The following is a 12,583-nucleotide window of genomic DNA, read 5'->3' on the forward strand; positions in this document are numbered from 1 at the left end:
TAACTCCCCCTCCTACTCGATTTTGGTGCGGGTGTTTGTCAGTCGCGGTTTGTCAGTATCAGGTTTGTGAGTGCCATGAGTGCCGCGCTATCGTCGTTGCTGTGGCGGAACGGCCAATGTTGGATAATTCGATTTACCTCATTATCCGTCACATAATCTGAATCGAACGATGGGTAAGATACCCGTCATACAAAATTACGGCGCGTCCTCATCACCGTGCCCTCCAATCACACACTGGGGTTTGTCTTGGTTGATGTAGCACTTTTCTCTGTGCCACTCATGGCAGCTATTGTCGGCTGGTTTACCAATTGGCTGGCGATCCAGATGTCATTCAACCCCATCCAGTTTGTGGGTATTGGCGTTATTGGCTGGCAGGGAGTGATTCCCCGCAAGGCCGAGAAAATGGCCCACATCTGTATTGACCGCACCCTGCAGCAGTTTGGTGATCTGAACGCCGTCTACCAGCAGCTGGAACCACAACGAATTGTTGAACAGGTGATTTCCCAGGTGAATCCCCGCATGGACGAATACATTGACGAAGTGATGTATGACATCCAACCGGTGCTCTGGGACAACCTCCCGCTGTTCATGAAGAATCGCATCTATCGGTGGGGGCGGGAACAGCTCCCGTCGAGGATAGAGTCCCTGGTGGAGGATTTCGGGGATGACCTCAATGATCTCGTTGACCTGAAGGCTTTGCTGAGCCGGGAGCTGAAAACCCATCCGGACCTGATGAACCGGATTTTCATGGAAGCGGGCTCAGTCGAGCTACGGTCGGTTATCAATCGAGGGGCGATCATTGGCGGCCTGCTGGGTGCCTTGTTGGCCCCTGCCTGGGTGCGCTACCCCGAACCATGGCTGTTGCCGGTCGGCGGCTTTGCAGTGGGGTTCCTGACCAACTGGATTGCCATCAACCTGATTTTTCGCCCGCTCAAACCCCGGCGCTTCCTGTTTTGGCGTTTGCAGGGTCTGTTCCTGCAGCGTCAGCCGGAGATCAGCGACGTATGGGCAAGGTTGGTGGCGGAGGAACTGATCACCGTTGAGAAAGTGGCTGACGCCATGATCAACGGTAACCGTGGGGATCGCACGCGGGCGATCATCCAGAAGCATCTGAGGCCACTGCTGGACAACTCGATGGTCATGAAGCTCGGCGCCCAGGTTACTGTTGGTATGACCGGGTACACGGAACTTAAAAAAGCCATGAACCATAAGGCGGTGCTGGCCACCCGTGATGTCTTCGGGGACCCGGCATTCAACCGAGAGAGGGCACCGGTGGTGGCCGGGGTGCTGGCCGGGCAGATGAAGTCGCTGGCGCCGGCTGAGTTTCAGGATATCCTGCGGCCGGCATTTCGAGAGGAAGAGATTCAGCTCATGCTGGTTGGGGGAATATTGGGTTCCCTGGCGGGTGCGCTTCAGTTTTTGATCATGAGCAACGTATTGAACTAGGCGCCTGGGACACGGTTCCCTGCGTAATGAGCTGACCAGGAGGGCAGTATGGAATTTGGATGGGCAGTCGCGATACAGGCCCTGGTAACAGGATGCGTCGTACTTTCAGTGCTGGCAGGCTTCTGGTTCGGCATTGTGCGACCACATCTTGATCGCAAGGTGGCGGAGCTTATCGACGCGTCGCGGGAGATAGAGCCCAGAGTCAGGCAGGGTGTACGGGAAGGCGTGGAAGAAACTCTTCGGGAGCTGCCGGAGAGTACGGTGAAAGAATCTACCCGCCAGTTCCTCCGGTTCGGTTCGGGGCTGTTCGAAAACGGCCTCAGTAGCTTTCTGGGAGAGGTATCTGACCCCGGTCGAAAGCCCCGAAACGATTCATAGACAATTCGTCGGCCTTGGCAGACCTGCTATGCGGCAGGCTGTTTTGGCCGGTGTACCGGGAAAGAGCTGCATCAGGTAAATGCTGTTGCCTTTCTCTTCGTTAAACGCCTCCCTGACCGCTTTTACAAACAGCCTGTTTGAAGGTGGTGATATTTCATGTTGTTTGTAAAATTCTCTCAGGAATTCGATGATTTCCCAGTGATTATCGGTTAACTCAATATTGTCGTCCGCCGCAATGTCACGGGCCACGTCAGGTGACCACGTCCAGGCGTCTTCCAGGAACCCTTCGTTGTTTCTCGTTGGAATCGTCATTACCAGCTGATCACTCTGGTTGCCTCGGTGGTCAGGGCCACCATTGTGTCAAAATCAATCGATTGTACGTCAAGTCCATCGACGGCGATGGCCCTGGCCTGCAGGTCAGGGGCCAACGCATAAACGGTACCCTTCAGCGTTGCTTCACGGTCCGCCAGGGCAAGCACACCTGATTCCGTCAGCAACAGGCCATCCTGGTCTGTGATGCTCGACAGGCACGCTACAAACGCCGGGTGATCCGGCCGTTTGTTGACGATGTGCAGGGTATGGATGGTTGCCATCAATGCGCTCTCCGGGTGTTTGGGTTGCCTGCTCAGCTCAGGTTGACCACGTGGGCGTAGTGTTCGAGCAGTTCGGCACACAGATCTGTCGTGGTAATGCCCGGCATCATATTCTCTTCGTTGAGGCCATACCGCTTACAGGCCTTGTGATCAGCCATCAGGGCGGAAACGCCAAAAATGGGCGCGGCTGACAGGTTCTTCTCCACCGATTTCTGCTGCACGGCGTCCGCCTGTTGGGCCTTGCGAAGCCAGTTAACGCCCTCTCCGGTGAACAGCAACGTCACCGGCTGGTCGAACGCGGCCAGGGAAAAGGCCATATCCAGCGACTCACGGCCCGTCCAGTCGCAATACGGCGCGTGGCTAATGATCACCAACGTCTCCATACCTGGCTCAACCCCCACTGTGAAAATAGATAACGCGATCAGAATGCGCCACGCTGTCAACCCACTCGCCCAAACCGGCAATGGTGAATGGTGCGGCAAGATTGCTGGCGGGCAGTTCGTAGCGCTGCTGTTCGCTCTGGTCCACAATGCCCCGCCGAAGCGCCGACGCAATACAGGCAAAGCCGGCTATGTTGTGGCTTTCCAGGAAATCATGCCACGCCCGCGACCAGTGCACCTCGTCCGAGGGTGGGCTGGTCAGTGCCGACGCCAGATGAACGCCATCACCGTAGAGGAATACCCGGTCAATTCGATGGCCGCTTGCCAGTACTGCCCTGGCGAAGGCGAGCGCTGTTTGTGGCGCCTGGGAGGAGTAGGGCGCTCCGGTAATGACCAGGGTAAAGGAGCAGGGTGTGTGCGGACTCATATGTGCCTGTTTGCCTGTTGGAGTTCAGAGTACAGTTTACCTCATGAATGAAAAAACCCCGACCGAGGTCGGGGTTCTCTGGCAGTTGCCTGTCATCTGGATGATGCCAAGGCGATCAGTCGTCGCCGCTGAACGCCATCATCAGGTGAAGCAGGCTGACGAACAGGTTGTAGATGGCCACATACAGGCCAACAGTAGCGATGATGTAGTTGCGCTCTCCGCCGTTGATGATCCGGCTGGTTTCAAACAGGATCATGATGGAAGCGAAGATGGTGAAACCAGCAGACACCGCCAGGTGCAGGATGGAGCTCTGCATGAAGAACGCCAGCAGCATCGCGCCGATCAGCACGAAGGCGCCCGCTGTCAGGAAGCTGGACAGGAAGCTGAAGTCCTTCTTGGTGATAATGGCCGTTGCCGACAGACCCACAAACGCGGTCGCTGTCAGAGCCAGGGCATTCGCGACGATCTGGGAAGCGCCCGCTGCCACCATCTGGCCGATGATCGGGCCGAGGGTGAAGCCCATGAAGCCGGTAAGGGCGAACGTGGTTACGATACCCCAGGGGCTGTTCTTCAGCTTGTAGGTCGCGAACAGAAGGCCGATGTAGCCTACGATCGTGATCAGGAAGCCGGGATGCGTGCCGTTCATGTTCAGGAACGCAGTCAGTGCGGAGAATGCCAGAGTCATTCCCAGCAGCATGTAGGTATTGCGCAGCACGTTCATGGCATCTGCGCTGATACCCGTCGCCCGACCTTTTTCTGTGGTCGAATAGGCTCCCTGGTTTTGCTGGACGCCAAATCGTCTGTCTTCCATTGTCTTCTCCGTCTGTGTGTCACAACCGTTTGAATCTAACACTCATCATAATGCCAGATACACAACTTTCAATCATTTACGACAGAAAACGGCCTCGCGGATTCCATTAAATAGAGTTAATGTTGAATCGAAAGGAAGACGATGTGGCCAGGGCGTTGACAGGAAACGGAATTCCGGTATCATGCTCCCCGCTGTCGCAATGACGGCTGTGGAGAAAACGGTGGGCTGGCAGAGCGGCTGAATGCAGCGGTCTTGAAAACCGCCGAAGGTTAGTAGCCTTCCCGGGGTTCGAATCCCTGGCCCACCGCCACTTTCTCTTCCTTCCCTGATATTTCCCGTATCCTTTCAAACTGTTTCGTTAGTGCTTCTAATTCGTGGCCAATGCTTTGCGAATCGCCCGAATGCCACTCAGCGCTGCCTCATTGTCACCGTGTACGCACAGGCTGTCGGCCGGCAGTGTCAGCCAGTTACCGGATGAACTGTAGACTCCACCGTTTTTAGCGAACGATACCGCCTGATTGACAATCTTGTCTGCAGACTGATGTACCGCCCCTGGAAGGCGACGGGACACCAACTGGCCCTCGTCGTCGTAGGCGCGGTCGGCAAAGGCTTCCAGCAGGATGGGGAGACCAACATAGTCCGCCAGTTTGCGGTGTTGTTCGTGTTTGACCGTCACCGGGAGCATCAGCGGCAGATCCTGCTGATAGCTTCTAACCGCGGTCATAACGGCTTCCAGGGTGCTCATGTCCCGCATCATGTCGTTGTTCAGGGCACCGTGGGGTTTTACGTAAGACAGTGTCAGGCCCTCGGCCCGACATAGTCCCTGTAGCGCGCCAAGCTGATAGAGGATCAGGGCGTGAATTTCCTCGGGGCTGTGGCTGATGGAGCGGCGGCCAAAACCGGCGAGGTCGTGATAGGAGGGATGGGCACCGATCTCTACTCCGTGCTTCGCTGCCAGAGCCACGGTTTTCTGCATGACCGAAGGGTCCCCGGCGTGAAAGCCGCAGGCAACGTTGGCCATATCGATAAGGGGCATCACCTGATCGTCCTGGCCCATACGCCAGGCACCGTAGCTTTCCCCCAAGTCACAATTCAGTTTCATCTCACAGCTCCCGGCCCGGGTACTGGGCCTGTCTCTGTTCCTCCGCGAGCCTGACCCTCTCTGCCAGTTCTTCGGGTTCATTGCGCGGCACCTGCCAGCCCTGCAGGTTCTCCTCAATCAGCTGCGTCAGGGCGTCGATATGTCCCGGTGTGGCATTGAGGGCGGAAATATAGCTGAAACCCTCGCCGCCGGCTTCCATGAAGTATTCACGGTTTTCCTCGTCAATCTCTTCGATGGTTTCGAGGCAATCCGCCGAAAAGCCGGGGCAGAACACATCTATAGATGTTACGCCTTTTTGGGGGAGTGCTTTAAGGGTTTCGTCAGTATAGGGCTGCAGCCACTCTTCCCGGCCAAAACGTGACTGGAAGGTGGTCAGGTATTCATCCTTTCCAAGGCCAAGCCGTTCTGCCAGCAGGCGGGAAGTCTTGTGGCACTCACAGTGGTACGGGTCGCCGCGCTCAAGGTACTTCAGGGGAACTCCGTGATAGGAGAGGATCAGTTTCTGGTTGCGCCCATGCTTGTCCCAGTGCGCCTGGATATGGCTGGCCATAGCCTCAATGTAAGGTGGGTAGTCCGGGTAGTGGGACACAAACCTCAGATCGGGCAGCCAGCGCCGACGGGTAAAATTATGGGCAATGGCATCGAATGTCGAGGCCGAGGTCGAGGCGGAATACTGCGGGTACAGGGGCAGTACCAGCAACCGGCGAACCCCCTGGGCCTGCATTTCATCAAGTACCTTGGGGATTCCCGGGTTGCCATATCGCATGGCAAATCCCACCAGGAGGTTGTTTCCGTGTTTCGCCTGCAGCTGTTTGCGAATCGCTTCGGCTTGCCTGGCGGTGTGGATCAACAACGGTGACCCTTCCGGTTGCCACACGCCAGCATAGGCTTTGGCTGACCGGCTGGGACGCAGCCGCAGGATAATGCCATGGAGTATCAGCCACCAGATCGGGCGCGGCACTTCAACCACCCTGGGATCCCAGAGGAATTCCCCCAGATAACGGCGCAGGGCAGACGTGGTTGGGGCATCCGGTGTTCCCAGATTGGTGATCAGTACTCCGGTTTTTTCGGGATGGTCATGGCGAAAATCGGCGGTACCCTTGTACGGCATGGTTCTGGATCCTGGAGAATGATGGGTGTCCGTTCAGAAAGTGGCTCAGGAGCGTTTCCCTGCCTGCTGGGCCATCCGCGGCGCCAGTCCGCCAACATCGTAACCAGCTTTACGGGCCTTGTTGACGATGTCGTGGGCCGGCTCGGTGCGTGCCGAACTCAGTGCCCAGAGCACGGTGCAGCGAGTTCCGGAGCGGCAGAAAGCAAGTACGGGCTTGTCCGCCTGACGGATCATTGCATCAAAGCGGTCAACGTCGTTGTCAAAGATATTCCCGGACTCGACCGGCAGATACACCCACTCCATCCCGTTTGCGCGCGCTGCGGCCTCAATGTCGGCCATGCCCGGCTGGCCGGGCTCTTCGGCATCGGGGCGATTGGCAACGAGTGTTTTGAAGCCGAGCTTTGCAGCTTCGCTAACGTCCTCCACAGTGAGCTGGGGCGAGACTGAAATCGTGTCGTCGATACGTCTGATGTCCATAAGCGATCCTTTTGCCGGTCACATAAATGCCTCAGCATAATGCCACAGGACATAGCCGCTGTCAGAGCCCGGGCCATGGGAAGTTTTAATCCAGGAGATAAAAAAAGCCCGGCACTGGTGGCCGGGCAGAGGCGTGCGAGTAGTATCCATGAAAGACTTCCAGACAAACCGGCATCAGCAGGGACACCGGTACAGTGAAGTATTGACCATATTTTGAACACTTCAAGCCAGTGAGCGATTCGTTTGATCACATTTTTTCATATTGAAAGTGTGCTTATACTAAAGCCGCTCGCTGTGGGCCTTTCAGGCGATTTGGTTTCAGCCCTGACGCAGAGATATTGGCCTGTTGACTGAAATTCAGTGCCCGCTGTAATACAATAATGAGCCATTGAGAGTCCAACGCCTCCGAGGTTTTGCATGTCTGACGAAAACGAAAACACGCCGGAAAACGACGAGCAGCTGGCGGGTAAAATAAAAGGGTCTGCGCGGCAGATCTGGCTGGCCGGGCTCGGTGCCTACACCAAGGCCGAGGAGGACGCTGGTCGCTTCTTTGAGCGTCTGGTTCAGGAAGGCGAGCAGTTGGAGAGTAAGACCCGCGGCGTGGTTGAAAAGCACGTACGCACTGTGGAAGACCGTGTGGACGATGTGCGGGAAAAGGCCACTGGCACCTGGGACCGCCTCGAGAACATGTTTGATGAGCGCGTGTCCGGCGCGTTGCGTCGATTGGGTATTCACCGTCGGGACGAAATCGAAGCCATGGAACGCCGGATTCAGGCCCTGGAAGCGGAACTCCAACGCCTCAGGGAGCAGACCGAGGACCGCTCCGAAGAGGAATGATGCTCGCTTCCGGCCATTGATGTCAGAGGTAATCCCGGCTCATCAGGTAAATCTGTTCTTTTTCATCCGGGCCCAGGTAGGGCAATAGCAAGTGCATCATCTGGTAAACACCGCGGCCCGGGTCCATGGAGTCGCGGTCATCCAGATGCGACAGACTGTCGAAGCTGCTCCAATAGCAGGCGGTGAGCGTCAACTGGTCGCAGAGTGCATCCAGCTCCCCATCGGTAATCTCCATGACGCCCTGGCGGCGAAAGCTCTCGCAGATGACCCTGAAACCATGGGTTTTCTTTTTCAGAATGCGCCGGAAGCGGGTTTGAAGCTGCTCGTATCGGGACAGGACGTTCACCAGGTCCTGATACAGGAATCGGTAGCGGGCGACGGTTTCGAACAACAGATGCAGGAAAAAACTCTGCTGGTCCAGGCTGATGGTCGCGTCTTCCGGAACCGCCAGCAGGTCGTGCATTTCGTGTTCATAGCTGGCAAACAGTTCCCCGACAATATCGCCCTTGCTCTTGAAGTGGTAATAGAGGTTGCCGGGGCTGATCTCCAGTTCGTCCGAAATCAACAGGGTGGTTACGTTGGGCTCGCCGATGCTGTTGAACAGCATCAGGCTGGCCTCAAGTATACGGTCGCGGGTTTTCATTTTTTTCATGTCGCGGCCCGGCGAGGTGGGTTCAAAGCGAGAAACGAGCCCACACCGGACAATGGTCCGAAGGCCGCTCCATGGCGCGAATATCGTAGCTGACGCCTGCTTCTTCCGCCTTGGGTAGAAGCGGGTCACTGGCCATGATCAGGTCGATCCTCAGGCCGCGGCGTGGGTCTCTGTCAAAGCCCTTGCTGCGGTAATCAAACCAGCTGAAGGTGTCAGATTCCTCGGGGTGCAGGTGTCGAAACACGTCCGTGAAACCACGGCTTTCGACCTGTCCCAGCCATTCACGCTCTTCCGGAAGAAAGCTGCATTTACCGGTTCTCAGCCAGCGCTTGGCATTGTCGGCACCGATGCCGATGTCTTGATCAGTAGGCGAGATATTCATATCGCCCATTACCACAATCTCACCGTTGGCGGCTTTCAGGTCGTCCAGGTAGCGCATCAGGTCCGCGTAGAATTTTTCCTTGGCGGGAAACTTTATCGGGTGGTCTCGGCTCTCGCCCTGGGGAAAATAACCGTTGATCACCGTAAGTTTGCGGCCATTGACCGTGAAGTGGCCGGTAATCAGCCTGCGTTGGGAGTCCTCTCCGTCCCACGGGTAGCCTTTCTGGACGCTGTCCGGCGCCTGGCGGGAAAGAAGAGCAACGCCGTAATGAGTCTTCTGGCCATGGAAGTGAACGTGGTAGCCGAGTTCGCGAATGGCGTCCTCCGGGAACTCCTCGTCGGTCACCTTGGTTTCCTGCAGGCCGATAAAATCCGGGTTCAGGCTATCAATCACGGCCTCAAGCTGGTGCAGCCGCGTGCGGATACTGTTGACGTTGAATGAGACAAACATCATCGGCGGAAACCTTCTGTTTTGCAGTTTTGGCGATTGTCAGGGTGTGTCAGGAAACCGCAAGTCTACCACAACAGGTCGGTGTGTCCGCCTTGGCTGCAAGGACGGATTCAGCGGGTCAGTTCACAATCCGGAGCGGTGTCCACAGCATAGCGGATATGGGCGGTGTAGTTTGAGTCCTTATCCTTGCGGATATTGGTCAACCCAAGGTAGTCCGTCAGCGCGCCGTTGTCGTTATAGCCCAAGAGGATCGGGTCAACCAGAAAGCTCAGGATTGTGCTCGAGGGCTCTATCAGCACCGTATGTGTGGCGTTGATGCGGTCGTCCTTCGCAGGCTCCAGTACAAAGCCATAGGCTTTGCCCCGTGTGGGCGCCAGAAAGTTGAATTCGATGCGGTCACCGGAAGTGACCTCGGGCCAGTGGTTGCGGACCAGATTGTCGAAGCCCGCATCTGCCACCAGTTTCCGGGTGACCTCCACCGTCGAGTTTTCCGTGTCGCCTTCCGGAGTCTGCCACTCGATTTCCAGCGTCGCGTCATCCCGGTTGCGGATCTCCATGACTTCATTGAAACCCGGCTGTCGGAAGGTCATCGCTGGACGCAACGTCGATTGTTCGTAAGACAGCGTCTTTTCAGCAAATGGCTCACCGTTACTGCGAAGGTAAGTCACGTTGTGGGAGGCGGGTCGGAAAAGGCCATCGGTGCACTTGCCTGTGACCACGTGCTGCTCTTCATAGAGCAGGTTGTCGCCGTTCAACGGCATCGCCTGGCCGGTAAAGCGCATCTCGGCGGCCGCGGCCGACAGGGGCAGGGCGCAGGCGAGCAAAAGGGCGCTGGACCTCATCGTATCAGCTCCGGATAGAGGGCCTTGCGGAGATAGAGAAGGCTCGGGAATACAACCAGCCAGCCCAATGCCAGCGCAGCCAAAGAAAGTGTGAGATTCGGAAGTTGCACGGCGCCCAGCGCGCTGGCGGACCAGTAGGCAAAAGGCCCGGCGATGGGGGCACACACAAAGGGCAGCCAGGGTTTGCTGCCAATCCATGACAGGGAATGGCTCAGGGTGGTCATGAATATGGCCCAGATGCCGACCAGCCAGACCGGTGTGATCTGTACGCTGCCAGTGCCATCATCAAGGATGCCGGTCTGGAACCAGATGCCGTCCAGTACACCGCCCAGAACCGTGCCGGCGCCGATAAACTGCAGTTCGGTGGAGCGGTGCTGGCTGACAAACAGCATGTGGAAAACCAATAGCAGGACCACGAATCCGGCAGCCATCAGGCCCGGATAGAGCACGCATACGAACCAGCCAGCCTGGAACAGGGCGAAGTTCACGACATTGCGCAGGGTATCATTGTGGATCATACGCTCAGGATGTTCTCACGCTTGTTACCTGGCTTGGCGAACAGGATCTGGGAAACTCCAATGGCACGTTCACTGAAACCGGCTTCGCAATAGGCGAAGTAGAAATGCCACAGGCGGCGGAAGGCCTTGTCGTAGCCAAGGCTGTCGAGCGTGTCCCGGTTCGCCATGAAGCGGTCGCACCAGTCCCGCAGCGTGCGGGCGTAATGGAAGCCGATATCTTCTGCGTGGGTCATTACCAGGTCCGAACCGGTGCGGACGGAGTCCAGCATCGCGCCAAAAGAGGGAATGAAACTGCCTGGAAAAATAAATCGTTGAATGAAATCGACGTTCTTCAGGGCGCGTTTGTAGCGCTGTTCGGGCATATTGATGGCCTGAACCAGGGCCAGGCCGTCCGGTTTCAGCAAGCGGCTGATTTGAGAAAAGTAGCTGTCCAGAAATTGCGGGCCGACCGCCTCGATCATTTCGATGGACACCAGCTTGTCGAACTGGCCTTTCAGGTCGCGGTAGTCGTCAAACAGCAGGGTGATCTGCGCTTCCAGGCCCTCGTCGCTGACCTTTTTTCTCGCCAGTTCCAGCTGCTCGGCGGAAATCGTCGTGGTCGTCACATGACAGCCATAATGTTTGGCCGCATGCACGGCGAATCCACCCCAGCCGGTGCCGATTTCGATCACCCGGTCGCCCGGTTGCAGGTCCAGTTTTCGGCAGATGGTATCCAGTTTGTGAACCGCCGCTTGCTCCAGCGTCGCCTCTGGGCCTGGGTAGATGGCGGAGGAATACATCATCGTGGGGTCAAGGAAGGTCTCGAACAGGTCGTTACCCAGGTCGTAGTGGGCGCTGATGTTCTTGCGGGAACCTTCCTTCGTATTGCGATTCAGCCAGTGCAGGCCCTTCAAGGCCGGTTTGGTGACCCAACTGAATCGGTCCTCGAAGGCGTTCATTCGATCAACGTTTCGGGTAAAGAACCGCAACAGGGCCACCAGGTCCGGCGTTGACCAGTCACCTGCGACATAGGCTTCAGCGGCACCCACGCTGCCGCCCGTTAGCAGATCCTTCCAGGTGCTGTGGTCGTGGATGACCAGCTCCGCCGGTGCGAATCGGCTGTCATTGTCTCCAAAGGTCAGGGTTTCCGCCCCGGCTTCACGAATCGTCAGTGTTCCCGCTTCAAGAAGCGAAAGCTGCTGGCACACAAGGACTTTCGCCCACCGGCTGGTGAGCGGCGCCTGGCCAGTGCCAGTGGATTCAAGCGAGGTGTTTAGGTTCTCCATGAGCTTACCTTTCCGGTTGTCTTGTTCTGGGCTGTGGGTTCGGTGACATCCTGGCCTGAGTCTTCTGCGCCGCGCCGGTGCGCCGGGTCGTTTTCAGGCAGCTTGTTTGGATGGGTAAAGAACGGCACCCCTTTGAGCTTGAGCTTCAGGGCGTGCCAGTAAATACCGCCCACCACCTTCAGCGCTTCCAGTGGAAATTGCCTAAGGCTCCTGTGTAGTTCTTTACGATCCAGGGGGGTGCGTCGGACCACCAATGTGGCATCAAAATGCTTGCGTTCGTCCTGTTTTACACCCATGTGGATTCGAAGTTCAGGGCCGCGGAAACTGAACGTCCACTGGTAATGCTGATCCATGGGATTGAAGGGCGATACGTGAAAGCGTTTGCTGAAATCGAAGCGCTCAGTGCGCCAGCCGGCACTGGTTGGTTCCGCGCCTGTGGTTTCGAGGCAGTACACATGGCGATCTTTCCAGGGTGTATTGGTGATCTGAGCCATGATGACCCGGGGCACGGCTCCATGATCCGGGCGGTCGCCGGCGTGGTAGCAGAAGTAGAAACTGACCGGATTGAACACATACCCGAAATAACGGGGATGAGTAATGAGTTGCACCGCGCCGTCCGGGCGCCATCCCGTCGCCTGTTGTACCTGATCGCTCACGGCCTGCAGGAGGTTGTCGGTCTCGGGCCGGAAATAGTCACGGCGGTACAGGGACAACCAGTTGAAGCGTTCCAGGGAGAACAGGCGGCTGATATGGGTTATGGATGGCCACTCGCGCAGGTCCAGGGCCAGCATGCCGGTGCTGTAGCTGAATTCGTGGCGGACCGGTGCCTTGCGACGATGCCGAATCGTGCCCTCCAGCCATTGGCTGTGAAGCTGATTGGCGACCATGTTTTGCGGTAGGGCAGCGTTCATG

At 57.1% G+C, this 12,583-nt stretch carries 17 protein-coding genes and 1 tRNA gene; 4 read left to right on the forward strand and 14 right to left on the reverse strand.

Features of this window, described 5'->3' with window-relative positions:
* The first annotated feature begins 279 nt into the window (after nucleotides 1–279).
* Together B2590_RS18325 and B2590_RS18330 are read left to right on the forward strand one after the other, a co-directional pair.
* A complete protein-coding gene (locus tag B2590_RS18325; RefSeq protein ID WP_041336538.1) occupies nucleotides 280–1,446 on the forward strand; it encodes a hypothetical protein in 1,167 nt (388 codons plus the stop codon).
* A 48-nt stretch (nucleotides 1,447–1,494) separates the two neighbouring features.
* Nucleotides 1,495–1,824, forward strand: a complete 330-nt coding sequence (locus tag B2590_RS18330) for a hypothetical protein (protein WP_075195785.1) — start codon at nucleotides 1,495–1,497, stop codon at nucleotides 1,822–1,824.
* Here B2590_RS18330 and B2590_RS18335 read toward each other — a convergent pair.
* From B2590_RS18335 to B2590_RS18355, 5 genes are all read right to left on the reverse strand, one after another.
* On the reverse strand, nucleotides 1,819–2,136 hold the full coding sequence (locus B2590_RS18335; RefSeq protein ID WP_036207462.1) for a TusE/DsrC/DsvC family sulfur relay protein: 318 nt from the start codon (nucleotides 2,134–2,136) through the stop codon (nucleotides 1,819–1,821). The genes B2590_RS18330 and B2590_RS18335 overlap by 6 nt on opposite strands.
* On the reverse strand, nucleotides 2,136–2,417 hold the full coding sequence (gene tusB / locus B2590_RS18340) for a sulfurtransferase complex subunit TusB (protein ID WP_091644655.1): 282 nt from the start codon (nucleotides 2,415–2,417) through the stop codon (nucleotides 2,136–2,138). Before tusB ends, B2590_RS18335 begins: the two co-directional genes overlap by 1 nt.
* A gap of 32 nt (nucleotides 2,418–2,449) precedes the next feature.
* On the reverse strand, nucleotides 2,450–2,800 hold the full coding sequence (locus tag B2590_RS18345; RefSeq protein WP_091644653.1) for a DsrE family protein: 351 nt from the start codon (nucleotides 2,798–2,800) through the stop codon (nucleotides 2,450–2,452).
* Nucleotides 2,801–2,807: 7 nt separating this feature from the next.
* Nucleotides 2,808–3,224: a sulfurtransferase complex subunit TusD gene (gene tusD, locus B2590_RS18350; protein ID WP_075195783.1), complete on the reverse strand. Its 417-nt coding sequence runs from the start codon at nucleotides 3,222–3,224 to the stop codon at nucleotides 2,808–2,810.
* Nucleotides 3,225–3,339: 115 nt separating this feature from the next.
* Nucleotides 3,340–4,035, reverse strand: coding sequence for a Bax inhibitor-1/YccA family protein (locus B2590_RS18355; RefSeq protein ID WP_007152095.1), 696 nt, complete (start codon nucleotides 4,033–4,035; stop codon nucleotides 3,340–3,342).
* A 219-nt stretch (nucleotides 4,036–4,254) separates the two neighbouring features.
* On the opposite strand from B2590_RS18355, the gene B2590_RS18360 reads away from it, so the two are divergent.
* Nucleotides 4,255–4,345 (forward strand) — tRNA-Ser (locus tag B2590_RS18360).
* Nucleotides 4,346–4,402: 57 nt separating this feature from the next.
* On the opposite strand, the gene B2590_RS18365 is transcribed toward B2590_RS18360, so the two are convergent.
* From B2590_RS18365 to B2590_RS18375, 3 genes are read right to left on the reverse strand one after another with little or no spacing between them, the layout of a single operon-like run.
* Nucleotides 4,403–5,137 carry a 5-oxoprolinase subunit PxpA gene (locus B2590_RS18365; RefSeq protein WP_036207449.1) on the reverse strand — a complete coding sequence of 245 codons (735 nt, stop codon included), beginning with the start codon at nucleotides 5,135–5,137 and terminating at the stop codon, nucleotides 4,403–4,405.
* A 1-nt stretch (nucleotide 5,138) separates the two neighbouring features.
* The gene (hemH, locus tag B2590_RS18370) at nucleotides 5,139–6,248 is read right to left on the reverse strand and encodes a ferrochelatase (protein WP_036207446.1); all 1,110 of its coding nucleotides are present in this window, start codon (nucleotides 6,246–6,248) and stop codon (nucleotides 5,139–5,141) included.
* A gap of 45 nt (nucleotides 6,249–6,293) precedes the next feature.
* Nucleotides 6,294–6,725: a TIGR01244 family sulfur transferase gene (locus B2590_RS18375; protein WP_036207444.1), complete on the reverse strand. Its 432-nt coding sequence runs from the start codon at nucleotides 6,723–6,725 to the stop codon at nucleotides 6,294–6,296.
* 417 nt (nucleotides 6,726–7,142) lie between these two features.
* Here B2590_RS18375 and B2590_RS18380 point away from each other — a divergent pair, with 417 nt between their 5' ends.
* The gene (locus B2590_RS18380) at nucleotides 7,143–7,562 is read left to right on the forward strand and encodes a phasin family protein (RefSeq protein ID WP_036207441.1); all 420 of its coding nucleotides are present in this window, start codon (nucleotides 7,143–7,145) and stop codon (nucleotides 7,560–7,562) included.
* 22 nt (nucleotides 7,563–7,584) lie between these two features.
* Here the strand turns inward: B2590_RS18380 and B2590_RS18385 are convergent, their stop codons facing one another.
* From B2590_RS18385 to B2590_RS18410, 6 genes are all read right to left on the reverse strand, one after another.
* On the reverse strand, nucleotides 7,585–8,214 hold the full coding sequence (locus tag B2590_RS18385; protein ID WP_036207437.1) for a TetR/AcrR family transcriptional regulator: 630 nt from the start codon (nucleotides 8,212–8,214) through the stop codon (nucleotides 7,585–7,587).
* Between the two features lie 22 nt (nucleotides 8,215–8,236).
* A complete protein-coding gene (gene xthA / locus B2590_RS18390; RefSeq protein ID WP_126812573.1) occupies nucleotides 8,237–9,049 on the reverse strand; it encodes an exodeoxyribonuclease III in 813 nt (270 codons plus the stop codon).
* A 107-nt stretch (nucleotides 9,050–9,156) separates the two neighbouring features.
* Nucleotides 9,157–9,888 carry a hypothetical protein gene (locus B2590_RS18395; protein ID WP_036207432.1) on the reverse strand — a complete coding sequence of 244 codons (732 nt, stop codon included), beginning with the start codon at nucleotides 9,886–9,888 and terminating at the stop codon, nucleotides 9,157–9,159.
* Nucleotides 9,885–10,406 (reverse strand): DUF2878 domain-containing protein, encoded by a 522-nt coding sequence (locus B2590_RS18400; protein ID WP_151982263.1) that lies wholly within the window; start codon nucleotides 10,404–10,406, stop codon nucleotides 9,885–9,887. The genes B2590_RS18395 and B2590_RS18400 overlap by 4 nt, the downstream gene beginning before the upstream one ends.
* The gene (locus tag B2590_RS18405; RefSeq protein ID WP_286749015.1) at nucleotides 10,403–11,671 is read right to left on the reverse strand and encodes an SAM-dependent methyltransferase; all 1,269 of its coding nucleotides are present in this window, start codon (nucleotides 11,669–11,671) and stop codon (nucleotides 10,403–10,405) included. The genes B2590_RS18400 and B2590_RS18405 overlap by 4 nt, the downstream gene beginning before the upstream one ends.
* Nucleotides 11,659–12,582, reverse strand: coding sequence for a DUF1365 domain-containing protein (locus tag B2590_RS18410; protein WP_185906440.1), 924 nt, complete (start codon nucleotides 12,580–12,582; stop codon nucleotides 11,659–11,661). The genes B2590_RS18405 and B2590_RS18410 overlap by 13 nt, the downstream gene beginning before the upstream one ends.
* Between the last annotated feature and the right edge of the window lies 1 nt (nucleotide 12,583).

Origin of the sequence: Marinobacter sp. UBA3604, from assembly GCF_002375325.1 — a bacterium.
Taxonomy (GTDB): domain Bacteria; phylum Pseudomonadota; class Gammaproteobacteria; order Pseudomonadales; family Oleiphilaceae; genus Marinobacter; species Marinobacter salarius.